Raw genomic sequence first — 22,761 nt, forward strand, 5'->3', positions numbered from 1 at the left:
TGCAGGTGCCGGTGCGGGCGCGGTTGTTCGCGCTCGGCGACGGGGAGCACGTGCTGGTGTTCGTGGTGCATCACATCGCGGCGGACGGGGCGTCGATGGCGCCGCTGGCCCGGGATCTGATGACCGCGTACGCCGCCCGCACCCGGGGACAGGAGCCGGTGTGGGCGCCGCTGCCGGTGCAGTACGCCGACTACGCGCTGTGGCAGCGGCAGGTCCTCGGCGATCCGGCCGACCCGGACTCGCTCACCGCGCGGCAGCTCGAGTTCTGGCGCACCGCCCTGGCCGACCTGCCCGAGATCCTGCCCCTGCCCACCGACCGGCCCCGCCCGCCGCACCAGTCGTTCCGCGGCGCCACCGTCCGCTTCGACGTCGAGCCCGAGCTGCACCGCCGGCTCGCCGACCTCGCAGCCGCCCACGGCGCCACCGTGTTCATGGCCGTGCACGCCGCCCTCGCGGTGCTGCTGGCCCGGCTCTCGGGCAGCGACGACATCGCCGTGGGCACCCCCATCGCCGGCCGCGGGCACCGCGCCCTCGACGATCTGGTCGGCATGTTCGTCAACACCCTCGTGCTGCGCACCCCCGTCGCCCCCGGTCTGCCGTTCGCCGACCACCTCGAACGCACCCGCGAGGTCGACCTCGCCGCCTTCGGGCACGCCGACCTGCCCTTCGAAAAGCTCGTCGACGCCCTCGCCCCCACCCGCGCCACCGACCACGCCCCGCTCGTGCAGGTGGTCCTCGAATTCCAGAACAACGAACGCGCCCACCTCGCCCTGCCCGACCTGACCGTCGACGCCCTCGACGCCGACGCCCCCGTCGCCAAGTTCGACCTGCAGCTGACCATGGGGGAGAACCCGGCCGCCGGCACCGACCCCGCCGGCATGACCGGCGCCTTCACCTACGCCACCGACCTGTTCGACGCCGACACCGTCACCGCGTTCGCCGACCGGTTCCTGCGGGTCCTCACCGCCGTCACCGCCGACCCCGCCCGGCCCGTCGGCGACCTCGACCTGCTCGACCCCGCCGAACGGCCCGCCGCCACGCGACGCCCCGACCCCGACCGGCACGCCGAGACCCTCCCCACCCTCTTCGCGCGGTCCGTCGCCGCAGCACCCGACACAGTCGCGATCACCGCCCCCACCGACCCGGCCACCCCGGCACTGACCTACCGGGAGCTCGCCGCGCGGGCCCGTCGCCTCGCCCGGGCCCTGGTCGCGCACGGCGCCGGACCCGACCGGCTCGTCGCCGTCGCCGTGCCCCGCTCGACCGACCTGATCGTCACGCTGCTCGCCGTCCTCGAGACCGGCGCCGGATACCTGCCCGTCGACGTGTCCTACCCGCCGGAGCGGCTCGCGTTCCTCTTCGCCGACGCCCGGCCGGTCTGCATCGTCACCACCGGCGCCGACGCCGACACCCTGCCCGCCGGGGACGCCCCGGTGCTGCTGCTCGACACCCCGGACACCGCCGCCCGGCTCGCGGAACTGCCCGACGGCCCGCTCACCGACGCCGACCGGCTCGGTGCGCTGCACCCCGACCACACCGCCTACGTCATCTACACCTCCGGCTCGACCGGCCGCCCCAAGGGCGTCGTCGTCCCGCACCGCAACGTCGTCACCCTCCTCGCCGAAACCCACGACCGGTTCGGATTCGACGAGCACGACGTGTGGACCATGTTCCACTCGTACGCCTTCGACTTCTCGGTGTGGGAACTGTGGGGCGCGCTCGCCTACGGCGGCCGCCTCGTCGTCGTCGACCACCACACCGCCCGCGCCCCGGAGGCGTTCCTCGACCTGCTGCGCCGCGAGCACGTCACCGTGCTCAACCAGACCCCCACCGCGTTCTACCAGCTGATCGAGGCCGACCGCGCCGCCGGCGAGCACACCCTGTCGCTGCGCTACGTCGTCTTCGGCGGCGAAGCCCTCGACCTCGCCCAGCTCGAACGCTGGTACCGCCGCCACCCGGACACCGCGCCGCTGCTGGTGAACATGTACGGCATCACCGAGACCACCGTGCACGTGACCCTGCAGCCGCTGGACCGGCAGTTCGCCGCGACCGCCTCGGCCAGCGTCATCGGCGACGCCATCCCCGGCCTGACGGTGCACGTCCTCGACCGGCGGCTGCATCCGGTACCGGCCGGCGTGATCGGCGAGATGTACGTCTCCGGGAGTCAGGCCGCCCGCGGCTACCTCGGCCGCCCCGACCTGACCGCCGCACGCTTCGTCGCCGATCCGTTCGGCGGCCCCGGCGCCCGCCTGTACCGCACCGGCGACCTCGCCCGCCGGGGCCGCGACGGCCGGCTCGAATACGTCGGCCGCAGCGACTTCCAGGTGCAGCTGCACGGTTTCCGCATCGAACTGGGGGAGGTGGAGGCGGCGCTGCTGCGCTGCCCCGGCGTCGCCCGCGCCGTCGTCGTGCTCCACCGCGACGACCGCGCCGCCGACCGCCTCGTCGGGTACGTGGTTCCGGAGACCGGCGCGACCGTGGATGTGGCCGCCACGCTGAACCGGGTCGCCGGTGACCTCGCCGCCTACATGGTCCCGGCCACCCTCGTCGTCCTCGACACCCTGCCGGTCACGGCCACCGGCAAGCTCGACCGCAAGGCCCTGCCCGACCCCGACTTCGGTGCGCTGGCCACCGAGACCCGTGCCCCCGCCGGCCACCTCGAACAGCAGCTCGTCGAGCTGTTCACGCAGGTCCTCGGCCTCGAGACGGTCGGAGTGGACGACTCGTTCTTCGCGCTCGGCGGCGACAGCATCATGTCCATCCAGCTGGTCTCGCGCGCCCGGGCCGCCGGGATCGAGCTGACCCCCCGGGATGTGTTCGAACGCAAGACCCCCGCCGCGCTCGCCGCCGTCGCCACCCTCGGCGACGGCCCGGCCGTGCTCGCCGAACTGCCCGGACGCGGCGTCGGTCCCGTGCCCCTGACCCCGATCGTGCGGTGGATGCTCGAACGCGGCGGCAGCATCGACCGCTACTCCCAGGCCGCGCTGCTGCGGCTGCCCGCCGGCCTGGACCGCGTCACCCTCGCGGCCACGCTGCAGGCGGTGCTGGACCGGCACGACATGCTCCGCGCCCGCCTCGTCCCCGACGTGGACGACCCCGCCGGGGTCGGCCTGCAGGTCCGCGGTCCCGGCGCGGTCACCGCCGACACGCTGATCCACCGCGTCCCCGTCACCACCGCCGCCGACACCGACGACTTCTTCGCCCTCGCCGCCGCCGAACTCGACGCCGCCGCCGACCGGCTCGACACCGCCGCCGGAATCCTGTTGCAGGCGGTGTGGTTCGACGCCGCCGCCGGATCCGGGCGTCTGCTGCTGGTCGTACACCACCTCGCCGTCGACGGTGTGTCCTGGCGCATCCTCGTACCCGACCTCGCGGCCGCGTGGGCCGCCACCCTCCACGGCACCGCGGTCGAGGAGCCCCCCGCCGGCACCTCCGTGCGGCGCTGGGCGCACGCCCTCGTCGAGGCCGCGCACCGGTCCGACCGCGTCGCCGAACTCGACCGCTGGACCGCGATCCTCGACGGTGACGACCCGCAGCTCGGGGACCGTCCCCTCGACCCGGTCGTCGACACCAACGCCACGGTCCGCACCGTCTCCACCGACCTGCCCGCCGACGTCACCGCCGCGCTGCTGACCGCGGTGCCCGGCGCGTTCCACGGCACCGTCAACGACGGCCTGCTCACCGCCCTGGCACTGGCGGTCACCGCCTGGCGCCGCGACCGCGGCACCGGCGTCGACGACGTGCTGGTCGGCCTCGAAGGACACGGCCGGGAGACCGCCGTCGCCCCGGGCGCGGACCTGTCCCACACCGTCGGCTGGTTCACCACCATCCATCCGGTCCGGCTCGACCTGAGCGGTGTCGACCTGCCGGACGCGCTGCGCGGCGGCGACGCCGCCGGTGCCGCGATCAAGGCCGTCAAGGAACAGCTCGCCGCCGTCCCCGACCACGGCATCGGGTTCGGCCTGCTGCGCTACCTCAACGCCGACACCGCCGCCCGGCTGCGGACCCGCCCCGCCCCGCAGATCAGCTTCAACTACCTCGGCCGCCTCACCCCGGCCCTCACCGAAGCGGACACCCCGTGGCTGCCGGTCGACGCCTTCGACCGCGGCGGCGCCCAGAGCCCGGACATGCCGGCCGCCGCCGCCGTCGACATCAACGCCGTCACCGTGCCCACCCCCGACGGGCCCGTGCTGCGCGCCACCTTCTCCTACCCGCAGCACCTGCTCGCCGACGCCGACGTCGCCGCCCTCACCGACCGGTGGGCGGCCGCGGCCGCCGCCCTGGCCCGGCATGCCCGCGACCCGCACGCCGGTGGCCTGACCCCGTCCGACGTGCCCCTCGTCGCCCTCGATCAGCCCACCCTCGACCGCCTCGAACGCCACTACCGGGCGGCCGGGCACGACACCGGCCTGGCCACCGTGTGGCCCGTCGCCCCGCTGCAGGCCGGGTTGCTGTTCCACGCCCTGCTCGCCGAGCAGTCCGCCGACGCCTACGTCGTGCAACTCGTCCTCGACCTGCACGGCACCGTCGACCCGGACCGGCTGCGCCGCGCCGCGCAGCTGCTGCTCGACCGGCACCCCAACCTGCGGGCCGCGTTCGCCGACGACGGCTCCGGCGGCTTCGTCCAGGTCGTCCCCGCCCGCGTCGAACTGCCCTGGACGGTGCTGGACCTGACCGGCCTCGACGATCCGGACCGTCAGGCGGCGCGCCTGCTCGACGAGGACCGCCGCACCCGATTCGACACCGCCGTCGCCCCGCTGCTGCGCGCCACCCTCGTCCGGGTCGCCGCCGACCGGTACCGGCTGGCCCTGACCAATCACCACATCCTGCTCGACGGCTGGTCCACGCCGCTGCTGGTCAAGGACCTGCTGCTGCTGTACGCCACCGACGGCGACACCGGCGCCCTCGGCCGGCCCCGCAGCTACGGCGACTACCTGCAGTGGCTGGCCGGGCAGGACCCCGACACCGCCGCGGACGCCTGGGCCCACACCCTCGCCGGTCTCGACGAGCCCACCCTGCTCGCCCCCGCCCACCGCCCCGGCCGCACCGCCGCGGTCTCGCAGGACCTCGACCTGGACCTGCCGTCCGGCCTCGCCGCGCGTCTCGACACCGTCGCCACCGACCGCGGCGTGACCGTCAACACCCTGGTGCAGACCGCGTGGGCGCTCGTGCTCGGCGCGCTGACCGGCCGCCACGACGTCGTCTTCGGCGCCACCGTCTCCGGCCGGCCCCCACAGGTCGCCGGCATCGAGTCGATGATCGGGCTGTTCATCAACACCGTCCCCGTCCGGGTCACCGTGCGGCCCGCCGAGACCCTCGGTGCCCTGCTCGACCGGGTGCAGGCCGAGCAGGCGGCCATGCTCGACCACCACCACATCGGTCTGAGCGCCATCGAACGCCGCGTCGGCGCGGCCGCCGGCTTCGACACGCTCACCGTGTTCGAGTCCTACCCGGTGGACCGGGCGGGCCTGACCGAGGACACCGACATCGCCGGGATGCGGGTGGCCGGCATCAGCGGCCACGACGCCGCGCACTACCCGCTGAGCATCGTCGCGCACCCGGCCGGCACCGGCGACACCGCGACCCTGCACCTGCGGCTGAAGTACCTGCCCGAGGTGTTCGACCGCCCGGCCGTCGAGACCGTCGCCCGCCGCATCGAGCGGGCCCTGACCACCCTGGCCACCGATCTCGACGCCCCGGCCGCGGCCGTCGACGTGCTCCTCGACGACGAACGCGCCGCCCTCGCCCCGGTCCGCGGTCCCGTCGGCGGCACCACCCGCACCCTGCCGGAGCTGTTCACCGCGACCGCCGCCGCCCACCCGGACGCCGTCGCGATCGCCGACGGCGCCGCCCGGTGGACCTACCGCCGGCTCGACGAATGGTCCACCCGCGCCGCCCGCGTCCTGCTCGACCTCGGCGTGGGTCCGGAAACCTTCGTGGCCCTGGGGATTTCGCGATCGTTGCACTCGGTGGCCGCGATGTGGGCGGTCACCAAGACCGGCGCCGCCTTCGTACCCGTCGACCCGAACTATCCCACCGACCGCATCGCCTTCATGCTCGCCGACAGCGGCGCCACCCTCGGCGTGACCACCGCCGCGCACCGCGACACGCTGCCGGACACCGCCCGCTGGCTCACCGTCGACACCGACGCCTTCGCCGCCCGGCTCGCCGACGCCTCGACCGACCCGATCGGCGACGCCGACCGCCGCAGCCCGCTGCGCCTGGACCACCCCGCCTACCTCATCTACACCTCCGGCTCCACCGGCCGCCCGAAGGGCGTGGTGACCACCCACCGCAGCCTCGAGAACTTCGCCCTCGACCAGCGCGGCCGGTTCGGCGCCGGCCCCGGCGCGACCGTCATGCACTTCTCCTCACCGAGCTTCGACGCCTCGATCTTCGAATACCTGCTCGCGTTCGGTTCCGGCGCCACCCTGGCGGTCGTACCGCCCACCGTGTACGGCGGCGACGAACTCGCCCGCGTCCTACGCGAGCACGGCGTCACCCACGGCTTCATCACCCCCGCCGCCCTGGCCTCCCTGCCCCCCGACAACCTCGACGCCTTCGCCGATCTCGCCGTCGGCGGCGAGGCATGGCCGTCGGAACTGCGCGACACCTGGGCACCCGGCCGGCGCCTGGTCAACGCCTACGGCCCCACCGAGACCACGATCATGGCCGCCATCAGCGCCCCGATGACCGTCGCCGGCCCCATCACGCTCGGCGGCCCGCTGCGCGGCGTCCGCGCCCTCGTCCTCGACGCCGCCCTCCGCCCCGTGCCCGCCGGCGTCGCGGGCGAGCTGTACCTCGGCGGTCTCGGCCTGGCCCGCGGCTACCACGCCCGCCCCGACCTGACGGCAGGCCGGTTCGTCGCCGATCCGTTCGGGGCGCCGGGGGAGCGGCTGTACCGCACCGGCGACGTGGTGCGCTGGACCGACGCCCTCGAACTCGAATACGTGGGCCGCTCCGACTTCCAGGTCAAGGTCCGCGGCTTCCGCATCGAACTCGGCGAGATCGACGCCGCGCTCTGCAGCCACCCCGGCGTCGCATTCGCCGCGACCCTCGGCCACACCGCCCCGTCGGGGGAGACCGTGCTCGTCGCCTACGTCCTGCCCACCCCCGGACACGACGTCGACGCCGACGCCCTGCGCGCGCACGTCGGCGACCGGCTGCCGGCGCACATGGTGCCCGCCGCGGTCGTCGTCCTCGACGAGATCCCCCTCACCCCGGTCGGCAAGCTCGACCGCCGCGCCCTGCCCGCACCGGACCTGTCCGGCGGCAGCGGCGACTACATCCCACCCGCCGACGCACTCGAAACCGCCGTCGCCGGGGTGTTCGCCGACGTCCTCGGCGTCGACCGGGTCTCGGTCACCGACAGCTTCTTCGACATCGGCGGCAACTCCCTCGTCGCGACCCGCGCCGCCTCCCGCCTCGGCGCCGACCTCGGCGTCGACCTCGGGGTGCGGGCCCTGTTCGAGGCCCCCACCGTCCGCGCCCTCGCCGCCCGCCTCGCCGAAACCCCGGGCGCCCAACCGGCCACCGGCACCGGACCGGCCCGGCGCCCGCGTCCCGACCGCATACCGCTGTCCCCGGCCCAGCAGCGCATGTGGTTCGTCAACCAGTTCGACACCAGCTCCCCGGCCTACAACATCCCGCTCGCGATCCGGCTGACCGGCCATCTGTCCGTCGCCGCGCTCGACACCGCCGTCCGCGACGTCCTGGCCCGGCACGAGAGCCTGCGCACCGTCTACCCGGCCGGCCCCACCGGGCCCGTGCAGCGGATCCTCGACGCCGACGACGTCGGCCTCACCGTCGACGTCGTGCCCGCCACCGAGGACACCGTCGTCGCCGCCGCCGCAGAGTTCGCCGCCACCGGATTCGACGTCACCGTCGACGTGCCGCTGCGGGCGCGGGTGTACACCCTCGGCCGCGACGACCACCTCGCCGTCCTCGTCGTCCACCACATCGCCGCCGACGGCTTCTCCACCGCCCCCCTGGCCCGCGACCTGATGACCGCCTACCAATCCCGCACCCGCGGCGACGCCCCCGCCTGGGCGCCGCTCGAGGTGCAGTACGCCGACTACACCCTCTGGCAGCTCGGCCGCCTCGGCGACGCCGACACCCCCGGCTCCCTCGCCGCCACCCAGCTCGACTACTGGCGCACCATCCTCGCCGGCCTGCCCGAGGTCCTCACCCTCCCCACCGACCGGCCGCGGCCCGCGCAACGGTCCTTCCGCGGCGACGTCGTCCGCTTCCCGATCGACGCCGCCCTGCACGACCGCCTGACCCGCCTCGCCCACGCCCACGGCACCACCGTGTTCATGGCCGTGCACGCCGCCCTCGCGGTGCTGCTGGCCCGGCTCTCGGGCAGCGACGACATCGCCGTGGGCACCCCCATCGCCGGCCGCGGGCACCGCGCCCTCGACGACGTGGTCGGCATGTTCGTCAACACCCTCGTGCTGCGCACCCGCGTCCCCGGGCAGATCACCTACACCGACCTGCTCACCGACGTCACCACCACCGACCTCGACGCCTTCGCCCACGCCGACGTCCCCTTCGAACAGGTCGTCGAAGCCGTCGACCCCGCCCGCTCCACCGCCCACGCGCCGCTGTTCCAGGTCTCCCTCGAATTCCAGAACACCGAACGCCCCCGCCTGGAACTGCCGCACCTGACCGTCACCGGCCTGCCCCTGGATCCGACGGTGGCCAACTTCGACCTCGAACTGTTGCTCGGCGAGAACCACGACGACACCGGCGCCCCCACCGGCTTCGACGCCGCCCTCGTCTACGCCACCGACCTGTTCGACGCCGACACCGTCGCCGCCGTCGCCGACCGGTTCGTCCGCCTCCTCGACGCCGTCACCGGCGCCCCCGACACCCCCGTCGGCGACCTCGACCTCGTCACCGCCGACGAGACCCGCGCCCTGGTCCCCGCGCACGGCCCGCACACCCTCGGCACCCGGCTGTGGCCACAGATCCTCGCCGACGCCGTCGCGGTCGATCCCGACGCCCTCGCCGTCGTCGACGGCCCCCGCCGCGCCACCTACCGCGATCTCGACGCCCACTCGAACCGCCTCGCCCGGATGCTCGTCGACTACGGCGTCGGCCCCGAGACCGTCGTCGCCCTCGGCCTGCCCCGCAGCCTCGACTCCGTGACCGCGCTGTGGGCCGTGACCAAGACCGGCGCCGCCTTCGTGCCCGTCGACCCGACCTACCCCCGCGACCGCATCGAATACATGCTCGCCGACAGCGGCGCCGCCCTCGGCCTCACCGTCACCGCCCACCGCGACGGGCTGCCCGCCACCGTGCCGTGGTTCGCCCTCGACTCCGCCACCACCGTCGCCGAACTCGCACCGTACCCGCCCGAACCCCCGACCGACGCCGACCGCACCGCCCCCCTCGAACCCGACCATCCCGCCTACCTGATCTACACCTCCGGTTCGACCGGCCGGCCCAAGGGCGTCGTGCTCACCCACCGCGGCCTGTCCGACCTCGCCGTCGAGGAACACCTCCACCTCGACGTCCGGCCCGGCAGCCGCGTCTCGCACCTGGCCTCACCGAGCTTCGACGCCTCGGTGTTCGAACAGATGATGGCCCTCTCGGCCGGCGCCACCCTCGTGATCGTGCCCCCGACCGTGTACGGCGGCGACGAACTCGCCGACGTCCTGCACACCGAACAGGTCACCCACGCGTTCATCACGCCCACCGCGCTGGCCTCCCTCGACCCGGACGCCGTCGACAGCCTGGGGGTGCTCCTCGTCGCCGGCGAGGCCTGCCCACCCGAACTCGTCGCCCGCTGGGCCCCCGGCCGCCGCATGGTCGACGCCTACGGCCCCACCGAGGCGACCATCATGACCTCCATCAGCGACCCCCTGACCCCGGGCGAACCCGTCACCATCGGCCGGCCGACCCGCGCCTTCCACGCCGTCGTCCTCGACACCCGGCTGCGCCCCGTGCCAGTCGGCGTCGCCGGCGAACTCTACGTCGCCGGGCCGGGCCTCGCGCGCGGCTACCACGCCCGACCCGACCTGACCGCCGCGCGCTTCGTCGCCGACCCGTTCGGGGCGCCGGGGGAGCGGATGTACCGCACCGGCGACGTCGTGCGCTGGACCAAGGAGCACGACCTCGAATACGTCGGCCGCTCCGACTTCCAGGTCAAGGTCCGCGGCTTCCGCATCGAACTCGCCGAGATCGACGCCGCACTCACCGGACACCGGGATGTGGCGTTCGCGCACACCATCGGCCACACGGCCCCGTCGGGGGAGACCGTCCTCGTCTCCTACGTGCTGCCCGCCCCCGGCACCGCCCCCGACCCAGTCACCATCAGAGACCATGTGTCGCAACACCTTCCGGCACACATGGTGCCCACGGCCGTGATCGTGCTCGACGGGATCCCGCTCACGCCCGCCGGCAAACTGGACCGGCGCGCCCTGCCGGAGCCGGACTTCTCGGCGCTCGGCGGCACCTACCGCGCCCCGGCCACGGACCTCGAGCGCACCGTGGTGGAGGTGTTCGTCGAGCATCTCGGCCTCGACCGGGTCTCGGTCGACGACAACTTCTTCGACCTCGGCGGCACCTCGCTGCTCGCCACCCGGATGCTGCCGGCGCTCGGCGAACGTCTCGGCCGTCCCGTCCCGCTGCAATCGATCTTCGTCCATCCGACCCCCGCCGGCCTCGCCGCCCACCTCGGCGGCCCGCAGGAACGCACCGGCATCGACGAGGCCCTACAGGTGCTCGTGCCACTGCGTGAAGGCACCGGCGCACCGCTGTTCTGCCTCCACCCGGCCGCCGGCCTGTCGTGGGCGTACGCGCCGCTCGCACAACGCATCGGCGGCGACCGACCGGTCTACGGGCTGCAGCTGCCCACTCTCAGCGGCGGCCCCGCCCCGGAGTCCGTCACCGCGCTGGCCCAGCGGTACGTCGAAGAGATCCGGCGCATCCAGCCCCACGGCCCCTACCACCTGCTCGGCTGGTCGCTCGGCGGCGTCGTCGCCCACGCCGTCGCCGTGGACCTGCGCCGGGCGGGGGAGCGCGTGGACACCCTGGCCCTGCTCGACAGCCACCTCAGCGTCCGGGGCGCCGGGTCGGTCGGAGTCCGCGACATGCTCCGCGACCTCGGCGTGCCGGTCGACGCCGAGCAGGACCCGACCTACGACCAGGCGTCGGCGCTGCTCGACGCCGCGCTCGGCGGCGGCACCGGCCTGACCGCCGCGCACCTCGAGCGGATCCACCGCGGCTCGGCCGCCGCGTTGCGGGCCGCCCGCCGGCACACGCCCGCCACCTTCGACGGGGACGTGCTGTTCTTCACCGCCACCCGGTCCGCGGCGCCGGCGCCGGCAGTCGCGGCCTGGCACAACGTGGTGTCGGGGGAGATCCACCAGTACCGGATCGACTGCGACCACCACGAGATGGTGTCCCCGCACGCGGTCGAGGCGATCGTGCGGGTCCTGTCGGCGCGGCTCGCGGACACCGCGATCACCGGCGCGGGCCCGCGGGGCTGAGGCCGCCACCCGGCGGCATCGAGGCGGACCGGCCGGCCACCACCGTGGTCCGCGCGTGGACCGCACGCCCGTACATCAATCGAGGGCATGTTCCTCGAGGATCCGGATGCAGCCGCCTGGCCGAACCTGGTCCACGTGCTGAACTACCCGAAGCACCACGAGGCCTGGTTCGACATCGTGATGAACGAGCTGAACATGTACGAGGAGCGCAACCCCATCACGCTGGCCCCCGAACATCGACATCCCGGTCCATCTGCAGATCGCGATGCTCCGGCCGACCGAGATCAGTGGGGCGTGTCGTCGAACTCGAGCGTTACCCCCGACGCACCACGCAACTCGCCCACGCGATCCGGCTCCTCGCGCAGTCGAGGACCGAGGTCGGGAGTTCCCGACCGGAACATCGCGACCGTCAACGTCAGAAGGCGACCGCGCTTGGTCGGCCGCCACGTCCCGGCAATCATCGCCGTCGATGAGCACTGCGCGGGGCCCTGACGAGCTGCCACCGGCCCCTCCGATCACAGATCCGATCCGCCGCGCGTCGACCAGAACAGGTCGGCACGCGGCGGGGCCATGGGTCAGCGACCGATCACCGCCCGAGCGGGCTGTAGAAGACCAACCCGTTGCCCTTGTTGTCGTACACCACGGCGCGGCGCTCGTGCGCGTCGTCGTACGGGCCCTTCACGATGCCGCCGCCGGCTTCTTCGATAGCCTTCGCGGCGGCGTCCACGTCGGCGGTCTTGATGCCGACGACCACCTGGCCGTGGATCGGATGGTCGATTGCGGTCGCGAGTGCGAGGGTGACCCCGCCACCGTCGAGGGCCGCGAAATGAGCGCCGTCGCGGAACTTCAACGCCATGCCCAGGGTCTCGTTGTAGAACTTGATCGACTCGTCCAGATCGTCGGTCGACAGCACGATCATCTTCACTTCATGGCCGCTCACGAAAGTCCTCCTTCGGCGAATGTCCGGAAAGCCTAACGTGATCGACACCATGGCATCGAGAGTCGATCTACCCTTCAAGCGCCGCCGGTCGACCCGTCGCCGCCCTATCTTCGTCACAGTGACGTATCAGGGTCGATGAAATGTGCGGCGCGAGGGGAGGGGAGGAGGTTCCAGCCCGGCGGTGTCGGCAGCGCTGATGGTTACCATCGACGAGTGGACCGTGCCGCCAGACTCGTGCTCGCTGTCGACCGTCAGGGCGGCCGATGCCTGTGGTGTGGCAGACGGTTCGGGCCCATGGTACCACCGACCACCGAACACCTCGTGCCGCGAGTCAAAGGCGGTCCCAGCATCGCCGCCAACGAGGCTGCCGCGTGCCCGCGGTGCAACGCGGATCGCGGACACATGGGCCCGATCGGCTGGCTCGCACAGTGCCGACACCGACACGGATGGACCCCTCAGGCGAGTCTGCTGGCAACGCTCCTGAACGAGTTGAACCTCGAATTCGACAGCGCGGGTGGATATCGCCGCGCCAAGCGCTACCTGTCCGGCCAGCTGCGGCGTTGCCGACCCGGCGACCGCTGAGGGACGCCGGTTCGGCTCAACCCCCGGCAAATCGTCACCCTCGGTAATCGTCACCTTCGGTAATCGTCACTGTGACGAATTCATTCTCGCGGCGGAGGCCATGGAGGGGACGAGGGTACGCCACGCCGGAGCACGTGGTCGATTGCAGATCCCTGGGTGGCATCCGGGATGCGTCCGGCCGTTCGACGGTCGGCATGCACCGCCGCCGAGCGGCGCGGTTCGGCAGCGAGCCTTCGGTACGAATGCCCGACGTTGCGCCGCGACGCCGAAAGCCGAGCAGATGAACGTCGTCATGACGGGCAGACTCGCGACATCCTCGACACTCGACCGGGTCCCGCGTCGGCGAAAAGGCTGGTCACGGCCGGCACTCGTATTGCCGATAATCCACATTATGTCAACTAACGGATCGGAGAACTCCCCGGCCGGGACGGAAGACGGTGCCGAGGTGGTCGACGCCCTGCGCCGCGACGGCGGAGGCGATCGAACAGACGGCGGACGGGACCCGCTCCGGCAGCGACGCCCGCTGCCTCGGCAAGGCCGGCAACGGCGGGACGCCCCATGGAACGGCCGGTGCGTCACTGCGACGTTCTTCGGCGCGACGGCCGATCGCCACATACGGGATCACGACATCTCGCACAATGTCCGACCTGCCGTGAAGATCTACCGCACCGGCGGGCCCGTCCCACGCCCCTGCGGCGCGCGACATTCGGCATGGACGAGACCTCCTCCTCCCCGATGCCCGAGCACCCCGACGGCCGGGAATGCCCCGCGCCGCACGCCTGCATATCCATGATAACGATAATGATGGATAATCACCGTTATCCATCATATGTGGCAGGGGCCGCGGCAGGTGCGCTCCCCGGATGCCGGCGGAACGCCGCCGTGTGGGCAATCCCGGGGTCGCCGCTGTCCTCCCCTTGTGCCCCGGGGTCGCCGCTGTCCTCCCCTTGTGCCCCGGGGTCGCCGCTGTCCTCCCCTTGTGCCCCGGGAGCGCCGGACCCGCCCCGCGTGTGGGCGAGCGCCGGGCAGGCAACCCTCGCGCTCGCCCCCGGGCGGCAATACGTCTCGCCCACCCCCGGCCCGGCCCTCTCCCCGCTCGGCACCCCCCTTCCGCCTCGACGTAGATTCGGGTTCGACAGGTATGGTCGGTTCCGCCGGGCCGGCCCGGGGTACGGGAGGGACGTCGATGCGGCCGAGCGTGTGGTTGACCCCGGGCGAGCTGTCCGCCCGCTCCGGGGTGGCGGTGTCCGCGCTGCACTACTACGAGGCCCGCGGCCTGATCGACAGCAGGCGCACCTCCGGGAACCGGCGTACCTACCGGCGCGACACGCTGCGCCGCCTGGCGTTCATCCGGGTCGCCCAGGGCGTCGGGGTCTCCCTCGACGAGATCCGGGAGGCGCTCGATTCGTTGCCGGACAGCCGGGTGCCCACCGCCGCGGACTGGGCCCGGCTGTCGCGGCAGTGGCACGACCGGCTCACCGAGCGGATCGAGGCGCTCACCGCCCTGCGGGACAGTTTCACCGACTGCATCGGTTGCGGCTGCCTGAGCATGGCCTCGTGTCCGCTGGCCAACCCCGGCGACGTGCTGGGTGCGCAGGGGCCGGGACCGCACCGGCTCGGCAGGTCCGTGCCGCGATAGGAGTCCGGCATTCGCGTCCCACCTCGGGTCCCACTCCCCTTTCCTGTTGTCACACCGTTCCCGTCGGTCCCGGATGTCACACTGGTATCGCACAGGTGTACGACCGGTACGTGAGGAGGGACATGACGAGCCGGCTGGATCCGGGGTTGCTGGACTGGGTCGCCGCGTATCTCGAGACGTTGCAGACGGCGAAGCGGTCTGCGCACACCATCAAGGCGTACCGACTGGATCTGCAGGCGGTGTGCGAGGAACTCGGCGTCAAGCTCTCGGTCGCCCCGGACGACCTGTGCGTGCAGGACATCACGATCCGGGCGATGCGCTCGGCGTTCGCCGCGTTCGCGCGGGAGCGGCAACCGGCGTCGGTGCGGCGGGCCTGGTCGGTGTGGAACAGCTTCTGCAACTTCCTCGTCTCCGAGGGGGTGTCGGAGGGCAACCCGATGGCGTCGATCGCCCAGCCGAAGCGGCCGCAGCACACCCCGAAGTCGTTCACGCCCAAGGCGATCGGGCAACTCGTCGACACCCTCACCGTCGAGGCGCAACGCCCCGCCGCCTCGGGTCGGGAGTGGCCTCAGCGCGATCTGGCGCTCATCGCGACCCTGTTGCTGACCGGCATCCGCTCGGAGGAGCTGATCCGCCTCGATCTCGGCAGCATTCTCGGCGGTACCGAGACGCCCGTGCTGCGGGTGATGGGCAAGGGGTCCGTGGAACGGCAGATTCCGCTCGAGGCGAGCTGGACGGCGATCGTCTCCGGGTACCTCGAGGAGCGCTACACCCGCTTCCCCCCGACCCATCGATCCCGGCGCGGCGACGACGAGACGCCGGCGGTGTGGGAGCGCTATCCCCCGTCCGATCCGTTGTTCGTCGGCGCCGACGGCCGGCGCATCACCCGCGGCACGCTGCAGTACCGGGTGCGGCGGATGTACCGGATGGCGGGCATCGAGGGTGAGCGCAAGCGGGGCGCCCTCGCGCACGCGCTGCGGCACACCTTCGCCACCAGTCTGGCCGACGGCGGCGCGACGATGGTGGAACTGCAGCAGTTGCTCGGACACCGGTCGCTGCAGACCGTGCAGATCTACACGTCGGCGACGGACGACGCGGTCCGGCACGCCGCGCGGCACAACCCGGTCTACGGGCTGCTCGACCGGCGCGAGTGAGGCCCGGCGCGCGGGGGGCGGGCCGGCGGCGGGACGCGTAAGCCTGTGGTGAGCGGGTATTGCTGACAGACTGGGGGCGGCGCGGGAGCCCCGTCGCTCGTCCCGCCACCGGTTGCCCGGTCGACCCGAGACAGCGAGGAGCACGGAATGAGCATCCAGTCGGTTGAGCCGCGTCGTCACCATGTCGTGGTGATCGGATCCGGATTCGGGGGTCTGTTCGCCACCAAGGCCCTCGCACGTGCCGACGTGGACGTCACCGTCGTCGCTCGGACCACGCACCACCTCTTCCAGCCGCTGCTGTACCAGGTGGCGACGGGCATCCTGTCGGTGGGCGACATCGCGCCCCCGACCCGCCTGGTGCTGCGCAAGCAGAAGAACGCGCAGGTGCTGCTCGGCGACGTCGAGTCGATCGATCTGACGCAGCAGACCGTCACGTCCCGGTTCCTCGAGCACGAGACGGTGACGCCGTTCGACAGCCTGATCGTCGCCGCCGGCGCCGGGCAGTCGTATTTCGGCAACGACCAGTTCGCCGAGTTCGCGCCCGGCATGAAGACGATCGACGACGCGCTCGAGCTGCGAGGACGGATCCTCGGGGCATTCGAGCAGGCGGAGCTGTCCGAGGATCCGGCCGAGCAGCGGCGGCTGCTCACGTTCGTGGTGGTCGGGGCGGGCCCCACGGGGGTGGAACTCGCCGGGCAGATCGCGGAGCTGTCCCATCACACGCTCCGGGGCGCGTTCCGCAACATCGATCCGTCGTCGGCGAGGGTGGTGCTGCTCGACGGGGCGCCGGACGTGCTGCCGGTGTACGGGGGCAAGCTCAGCGCCAATGCCCGTCAGACCCTCGAGAAGCTCGGCGTGGAGATCCAGCTCAACGCGATGGTCACCGATGTGGACGCGACGGGTCTGACGATCAAGGAGAAGGACGGCACCGAGCGCCGGATCGACTCGCAGTGCAAGGTGTGGTCGGCGGGCGTGTCGGCGAGCCCGCTGGGCCGGCAGCTCGCCGAGCAGTCCGGCGCCGAGGTCGACCGGGCGGGCCGGGTCCAGGTGAACCCGGACCTGTCGCTGCCCGGTCACCCGAACGTGTTCGTCATCGGCGACATGATGGCGTTGGACAAGCTGCCCGGCCTGGCGCAGGTGGCGATGCAGGGCGGCAAGTACGCGGCGCGGCAGATCGTGGCGGGCCTGTCCGGTCACAGTCCGGCCGAACGCAAGCCGTTCAAGTACTTCGACAAGGGTTCGATGGCCACGATCAGCCGTTTCAGCGCGGTCGCGAAGGTCGGCAAGCTCGAGATCAGCGGGTTCGTCGGCTGGGTGGCCTGGCTGGGGATCCATCTGCTGTACCTGGTGGGGTTCTCGAACAAGCTGTCGACCCTGCTGTCGTGGGCCACGACGTTCCTGACCCGGGGCCGCAACGAGATGGCCTCGACGGAGCAGCAGGTGTTCGCCCGCAACGCGATCGATCGGCTGCAGCGACACACCGAGGAGGCCGAACGCGGCAGCCGCAGCCGCCGCGCCGCGGGCTGAGGCCGGTTCCGGCGGACCCCACCGCTGTGGTCAGTGGCCCAGGGCGTCGGGATCGAGGATGTTGGCGAGGCGCACCTGCCCGTGGGCGACGGTGCGGTCCTGTTCGTCGGTGATGGCGACCTGCCACAGCTGCTGGCTGCGCCCGCGCTGAATGGGGGTGGCGGTGGCGGTGAGCACACCTTCGCGGGTGGCACGGATGAAGTCGGTGTTGTTGTTGACCCCCACCACCTTGCCGCGGTCGCCGAGCCAGATGCTGCCGGCGAAGCTGGCGACGGATTCGACGACCGCGCAGTAGACGCCGCCGTGGACGATGCCGAACGGCTGGTGCTGGGTCGGGGTGACGGTCCAGTGCGCGCGGACCCGGTCCGGGCCGAGTTCGGTGAACTCGAGGCCGAGGACGGCGCCGAAGCCGTTGTTGTGCTGTTCGGTGACGGCCGCGGGGTCGGTCAGGTGCTCCTGCGTGGGCAGATCGGTCATGTGTCACTCCGTCCGGGTCGTGCCAGCTCCCTGGCGCGGGCCCGGCGGCGGTCGCCGGGCCTGGAAGGGATGCTAGGACATCGCCGGTGGCACGCAGTGCCGGGACGAGCCGGCGGGCCTCGCGTCGTGGACGCGAGGCCCGCCGTGGGAAGGACCGGGAGTCTCTGCAGCCCTCAGGACTCCGGCGCGGTCCGGCGGTCGCAACACTCTTGACTATAGGCAAGGCTTGCCTAATTTTGCAAGCCCTCGGACCGGCACGCCCAGCGCCAGGAACGCGTCCAGCAGAAGCTGGCCGCGGCGCGCCGCGACGGAGCGGGAGGTGCCGGCCAGCAGGGGAATCTGGGCCGCGCCCGCCACGACGGCGCGGCCCAGGAGCGACCAGAACCGCAGCGCGTCGGTGGGGGCGCACAGCGCCAGAGAGGCGTGCACGGCGTGCAGCGCGGTGCCGGCCCGGTGGGCGGTCCACCGCGCGAGCGCCTCCTCGCACGGCAGCACGACGACCGTGTCGTCGGCGGCCGCGGGGTCGTCGGGCAGCACGCGCAGGGTGTCGTCGGCGACCGCGGCCCAGTCGATGCCTCCGTCGCTGTCCTGGTGGATCCACAGGTTGTCGAGTCCGGGGTCCCAGCAGCGCGCCTCGAGCAGGTAGGGGGCGAGCACCCGGCCCGCGACGACGTGGACGAGGGCGCCGGCCACCTGGTCGGCGGCGATCCGCGGGTCGGCGACGTCCTCGAGCGCGCGGGCGTGGAGCAGCGCGATCCGCCGGTCCCGCTCGGCGTCGGCGAGCCGCCACCAGCGGCGGCGCGGCTCGTCGTCGATGCGGGCGACGGCGTAGACGCGCGGGGCGTGGGGCGTCAGCAGGCGCAGGCGGGCGTCCGTGTCCACGAACGCGCGGACCTGCGCTGCGGTGGATCGGGGTGGCAGCAGGGTTGTCATCCACACCTCCTGATCGGCGAGCTGCTGTGTTTAGGTAAGCCTAACCATTACATTGCGGGCCGGCGGACGCAACCCCGGAAGATAGGGTTCGGTAACCTAACCTCCGTTCGGCCGAGTTCGCGTCCCCCCGAGGAGCCCGCCCCTGTGACCACCCTCCGACCCCCGGACACGCCGGCCTCCGCCGCGGCGCCTCCCTCCCTCGCCCGACGCCTCGTCGCCGAGGCCCTCGACCTGGCCCTGCTCGCCGTTCCCGCCGGCATCGGCCTGCTGCTCGTGCAGGCACTCGCCGACGCCAACGGCGGCGGGCAGACCGACCGGGTCGTCTTCGGCGGCACCGCACTGGCCGCCACCGTCGGCCTGCAATGGTGGAACCGCGGGCACCGCGAGGGCAGCGCCGGGTGCAGCCTCGGCAAGCAGTGGACCGGCCTGATCACGCGCGACGCCGCGGACGGCGGCCCGGCCGGCACGCGGCGCAGCCTGCTGCGGCGCGGCACCGAGGTCGTCACCGACCGCGTCGCCGCCGCCGAGGGCTTCACCCCCCGCGCCGCCGACACGAGCGTCGCGGCGCTCCGCCGTCGCCGGCTCCTCGGCCTGCTCGCCATCGGCGTCGTGCTGGGGGTGGTGCTGCTGGCCGGGATCGCCGTCGGCGCGCGACCGATGACCATCGCCGAGGTCGTCCACGCGCTGACCGTCGACGACGGCTCCGACACCGACGTCATCGTGCACACCCTGCGGATCCCGCGCACGGTCCTCGGACTCGTGGTCGGCATCGCACTCGGCGTCGCCGGCGCCCTCATCCAGGGCCACACCCGCAATCCGCTGGCCGACGCGGGACTGCTCGGCCTCAACGCGGGCGCCGCGTTCCTGGTGGTGCTCTCGATCTACCTGCTGGGCATGTCGACGCCCGCCCAGTACCTGTGGTTCGCCTTCGCCGGGTCCCTCGCCGCCAGCCTCGTGGTCTTCGGTCTGTCCTCCCTCGGTGGTGGCCGCGCCGGGCCGCTGAGCCTGGCCCTGGCCGGCGCCGCGGTCGCCTTCTTCCTGCAGGCCATGACGCATGCGGTGGTGTTGCTCGACCAGACCACCCTCGACGGATACCGGTTCTGGATCGTCGGCTCCGTCGCCGGACGCGACCTCGAGGCGCTGTGGCAGGTGCTGCCGTTCCTCGCGGCCGGGCTCGTCGTCGCGGTGGCCAACACGCCCGGCCTCAACGTCCTCGGACTCGGCGAGGACGTGGCCCGCTCCCTCGGCACGAACGTCGTCGCGGCCCGCACCGTCGGCATCGTCGCCATCACCCTGCTCACCGGCGCGGCCACGGCGGCGTGCGGGCCGATCGCGTTCATCGGGCTCGTGGTCCCGCACGTGGCGCGGGCCGTCACCGGACCCGACTATCGCTGGCTGGTCCCCTATTCCGGCCTGCTCGGCGGCGCGCTGCTCGTCCTCGCCGACGTGATCGGCCGGATCGTCGTGCGGCCCGGCGAACTGCAGGTCGGCATCGTGCTCGCGCTGATGGGGGCGCCGTTCTTCATCGCCCTGGTCCGTCGGCGCCGGCTGGTGGCGCTGTGACCGCGCCCGCGACGACGTATCCCGCACCGGACCGGCCGACGGTCCCGTCCCGCCCCGCCCTGCGGCTCGGCCCGGTCTCGCTCGTGTGGCGCCCGCGCATGGTGGTCGTGTGCCTGGCGCTCGTGGTGGCGACGTTCCTGCTGCTGTGCGTGGGCCTCGGCCGGGGCGACTATCCGCTGTCGGTGCCGCAGGTGCTCACCGTCCTGGCCGGCGGCGGGGAACAGCTCGACCGGTTCATCGTGCTCGAATTGCGGCTGCCCCGCGGCCTGGCGGCCGTGCTCGTCGGCGCGGCCCTGGCCGTCTCCGGGGCGCTGACCCAGACGGTCTCGCGCAATCCCCTGGCCAGCCCCGACATTCTGGGCATCACGGCCGGGGCGAGCGCGGCCGCCGTCGCCCTGATCGTCGCCACCGGGTCCGGAGTGCTCGGCGGGGCGCTCGGCGCGCTCGGCCTGCCGCTCGCGGCGCTGCTGGGGGGCCTGCTCACCGCGGCGGCGGTGTACGTGCTGGCCTGGCGCGGCGAAGTCGAGGGTTTCCGGCTGGTGCTGATCGGCATCGGCGCCAACGCCCTGTTCGTCGCGCTGACCAACTGGATGCTCGTCTCGGCCGACATCAACGACGTCTCGCAGGCCCAGGTGTGGCTCACCGGGTCGCTCAACGGCGCCGGGTGGTCCCAGGTGGTGCCCACGGCGCTCGCGCTCGCCGTGCTCGGCGGCTGGCTCGTCACCGGCGCGTTCACGATGGGCGCGCTGCGCCTCGGGGACGACACCGCCCGCTCGCTCGGGGTGCGGCTGCAGACCCAGCGGGCGGTGCTGCTGCTCTCCGCGTGCGCGCTGGCCGGGATCGCCACCGCGGCGGCCGGCCCCATCGGGTTCGTCGCATTGGCTGCCCCCCAGGTCGCGTTGCGGCTGGTCCGCTCCCCCGGTCCGCCGCTGATCGCCTCGGCCCTGGCCGGGGCGGCGCTCGTCGTCGCGGCCGACATCCTCGCCCGGACGGTGCTGCCGGTGGCCCTGCCCGTCGGGCTGGTCACCTCCGCGCTCGGCGGCCCGTTCCTGCTGTATCTGCTCGTGCGCTCCAACCGAAAGGTCTCCGTATGACCGGCATCTCCCGCGGCGTCGGCGCGCCCGCAGCCCCGTCGGCCGCGGCCGCGTCGCCGCGGCTCGTCGCCGAGCACCTGGCCCTGGGCTACGGCGACCGGCTCGTCGTCGACGACCTGGATCTGACCGTGCCCACCGGCGTGATCACCACCGTGATCGGTCCCAACGGTTGCGGCAAGTCCACCCTGCTGCGGGCCCTGGGCCGGTTGCTGCGCCCGCGTCGCGGCACCGTGCTGCTCGACGGGCACGCGATCTCCTCGATGCGCACCCGCGACGTCGCGCGGGTGCTGGGGATGCTGCCGCAGGCCCCCGTCGCGCCGGAGGGCCTGACCGTCGCCGACCTCGTCGCGCGCGGGCGGCATCCGCACCAGTCGTGGCTGCGCCAGTGGTCCGCCGACGACGAGGGCGAGGTCGCCGTCGCGCTGGAACGCACCGGCATCGCGGAGCTGGCCGACCGCCCGGTCGATCAGCTCTCGGGCGGGCAGCGACAGCGGGCGTGGATCTCGATGGCGCTGGCGCAGGGCACCGACATCCTGCTGCTCGACGAACCGACCACCTATCTGGATCTGGCGCACTCGGTGGAGGTGCTCGACCTCGTCGACCGCCTGCACTCGGAGCTGGGGCGCACCGTGGTGATGGTGTTGCACGATCTGAATCTCGCGATCCGCTACAGCGACCATCTCGTGGTGATGAAGGACGGGCGGATCGTGCGGTCGGGGGCGCCGGCGGAGGTGATCACCGAGGAGTTGCTGCGGGCGGTGTTCGCGCTCGACGCCGCGGTGATCGACGATCCGGTTTCGGACCGGCCGCTGATCGTGCCGATCGGCACCCGCCACGTCGTCGGCACCGCGGGCGGCCCGGCGGCCACGAGAACACGTACTACTTCGGGTAGTACGACACGCTCGTCGGAGACCCGGTAAACTCGTGTCATGGCAGCACTCGGAGAACTCGAACGCGCAGTGATGGACCACCTGTGGTCCTCCACCGAACCCCAGACCGTCCGGCAGGTCCACGAGGCCCTCGCCGCCCGGCGCTCCCTCGCGTACACCACCGTCATGACCGTTCTCCAGCGCCTCGCGAAGAAGAACCTCGTCATCCAGCAGCGCGACGACCGCGCCCACCGCTACGTCCCCGTGCACGGCCGCGAAGAACTCGTCGCCAGCCTCATGGTCGACGCCCTGGATCAGGCCGACGAGTCCGCCGGCCGGGTCGCCGCCCTCGTCCACTTCATCGGGCGTGTCAACCCCGACGAGGCCGCCGCGCTGCGCGAGGCCCTCGCCGCCCTCGAGGCCGAGGAGGAAGGGCACGCCCGTCCCGCCGTCGCCGACCCGGGTACCGGTCGGGCGAGCTGACTGGC

13 protein-coding genes are annotated in these 22,761 nt (G+C 73.1%); 10 read left to right on the top strand and 3 right to left on the bottom strand.

Annotated elements, in window-relative coordinates; genetic code table 11:
- Both ACWPOB_RS23525 and ACWPOB_RS23530 read left to right on the top strand, forming a co-directional pair.
- On the top strand, positions 1–11,495 hold an 11,495-nt coding region (locus ACWPOB_RS23525), incomplete at its 5' end, for an amino acid adenylation domain-containing protein (protein WP_455402300.1).
- An 87-nt stretch (positions 11,496–11,582) separates the two neighbouring features.
- Positions 11,583–11,987: a hypothetical protein gene (locus ACWPOB_RS23530; protein WP_455402332.1), complete on the top strand. Its 405-nt coding sequence runs from the start codon at positions 11,583–11,585 to the stop codon at positions 11,985–11,987.
- A 94-nt stretch (positions 11,988–12,081) separates the two neighbouring features.
- Here the strand turns inward: ACWPOB_RS23530 and ACWPOB_RS23535 are convergent, their stop codons facing one another.
- Positions 12,082–12,435, bottom strand: a complete 354-nt coding sequence (locus ACWPOB_RS23535) for a VOC family protein (RefSeq protein WP_029543805.1) — start codon at positions 12,433–12,435, stop codon at positions 12,082–12,084.
- 213 nt (positions 12,436–12,648) lie between these two features.
- Between ACWPOB_RS23535 and ACWPOB_RS23540 the strand changes: the two genes are divergently transcribed.
- The 4 genes from ACWPOB_RS23540 (at position 12,649) to ACWPOB_RS23555 (ending at position 17,337) form a co-directional block, all read left to right on the top strand.
- Positions 12,649–13,017, top strand: coding sequence for an HNH endonuclease (locus tag ACWPOB_RS23540; RefSeq protein WP_455402301.1), 369 nt, complete (start codon positions 12,649–12,651; stop codon positions 13,015–13,017).
- 1,186 nt (positions 13,018–14,203) lie between these two features.
- On the top strand, positions 14,204–14,656 hold the full coding sequence (gene soxR / locus ACWPOB_RS23545; RefSeq protein WP_100057822.1) for a redox-sensitive transcriptional activator SoxR: 453 nt from the start codon (positions 14,204–14,206) through the stop codon (positions 14,654–14,656).
- Between the two features lie 122 nt (positions 14,657–14,778).
- On the top strand, positions 14,779–15,810 hold the full coding sequence (locus ACWPOB_RS23550; RefSeq protein WP_100057823.1) for a tyrosine-type recombinase/integrase: 1,032 nt from the start codon (positions 14,779–14,781) through the stop codon (positions 15,808–15,810).
- A 147-nt stretch (positions 15,811–15,957) separates the two neighbouring features.
- Entirely contained in the window at positions 15,958–17,337 is a 1,380-nt protein-coding gene (locus ACWPOB_RS23555) for an NAD(P)/FAD-dependent oxidoreductase (RefSeq protein WP_100057824.1), read from the top strand.
- Positions 17,338–17,367: 30 nt separating this feature from the next.
- Here ACWPOB_RS23555 and ACWPOB_RS23560 read toward each other — a convergent pair whose 3' ends face one another.
- Both ACWPOB_RS23560 and ACWPOB_RS23565 read right to left on the bottom strand, forming a co-directional pair.
- A complete protein-coding gene (locus tag ACWPOB_RS23560; protein WP_100057825.1) occupies positions 17,368–17,814 on the bottom strand; it encodes a PaaI family thioesterase in 447 nt (148 codons plus the stop codon).
- Positions 17,815–18,027: 213 nt separating this feature from the next.
- Positions 18,028–18,747, bottom strand: coding sequence for a hypothetical protein (locus ACWPOB_RS23565; RefSeq protein ID WP_455402302.1), 720 nt, complete (start codon positions 18,745–18,747; stop codon positions 18,028–18,030).
- Between the two features lie 144 nt (positions 18,748–18,891).
- On the opposite strand from ACWPOB_RS23565, the gene ACWPOB_RS23570 reads away from it, so the two are divergent.
- The 4 genes from ACWPOB_RS23570 to ACWPOB_RS23585 are packed head-to-tail and all read left to right on the top strand — an operon-like array spanning position 18,892 to position 22,756.
- Positions 18,892–20,310 carry a FecCD family ABC transporter permease gene (locus ACWPOB_RS23570; protein ID WP_455402303.1) on the top strand — a complete coding sequence of 473 codons (1,419 nt, stop codon included), beginning with the start codon at positions 18,892–18,894 and terminating at the stop codon, positions 20,308–20,310.
- The gene (locus ACWPOB_RS23575) at positions 20,307–21,404 is read left to right on the top strand and encodes a FecCD family ABC transporter permease (protein ID WP_455402304.1); all 1,098 of its coding nucleotides are present in this window, start codon (positions 20,307–20,309) and stop codon (positions 21,402–21,404) included. The genes ACWPOB_RS23570 and ACWPOB_RS23575 overlap by 4 nt, the downstream gene beginning before the upstream one ends.
- Positions 21,401–22,324, top strand: coding sequence for an ABC transporter ATP-binding protein (locus ACWPOB_RS23580; RefSeq protein WP_455402305.1), 924 nt, complete (start codon positions 21,401–21,403; stop codon positions 22,322–22,324). Before ACWPOB_RS23575 ends, ACWPOB_RS23580 begins: the two co-directional genes overlap by 4 nt.
- A gap of 9 nt (positions 22,325–22,333) precedes the next feature.
- Complete coding sequence (locus tag ACWPOB_RS23585) at positions 22,334–22,756, top strand: BlaI/MecI/CopY family transcriptional regulator (RefSeq protein WP_006936801.1); 423 nt, start codon at positions 22,334–22,336, stop codon at positions 22,754–22,756.
- Positions 22,757–22,761: the final 5 nt, after the last annotated feature.

It is taken from the genome of Rhodococcus sp. 2H158, from assembly GCF_053764755.1.

Bases quoted from the DNA above. Each gene is read 5' to 3' on its own strand.
- ACWPOB_RS23565 (WP_455402302.1), bottom strand. From the start codon at position 18,747: ATGACAACCCTGCTGCCACCCCGATCCACCGCAGCGCAGGTCCGCGCG.
- ACWPOB_RS23580 (WP_455402305.1), top strand. From the start codon at position 21,401: ATGACCGGCATCTCCCGCGGCGTCGGCGCGCCCGCAGCCCCGTCGGCC.
- ACWPOB_RS23560 (WP_100057825.1), bottom strand. From the start codon at position 17,814: ATGACCGATCTGCCCACGCAGGAGCACCTGACCGACCCCGCGGCCGTC.
- soxR (WP_100057822.1), top strand. From the start codon at position 14,204: ATGCGGCCGAGCGTGTGGTTGACCCCGGGCGAGCTGTCCGCCCGCTCC.
- ACWPOB_RS23530 (WP_455402332.1), top strand. From the start codon at position 11,583: ATGTTCCTCGAGGATCCGGATGCAGCCGCCTGGCCGAACCTGGTCCAC.
- ACWPOB_RS23555 (WP_100057824.1), top strand. From the start codon at position 15,958: ATGAGCATCCAGTCGGTTGAGCCGCGTCGTCACCATGTCGTGGTGATC.
- ACWPOB_RS23550 (WP_100057823.1), top strand. From the start codon at position 14,779: ATGACGAGCCGGCTGGATCCGGGGTTGCTGGACTGGGTCGCCGCGTAT.
- ACWPOB_RS23585 (WP_006936801.1), top strand. From the start codon at position 22,334: ATGGCAGCACTCGGAGAACTCGAACGCGCAGTGATGGACCACCTGTGG.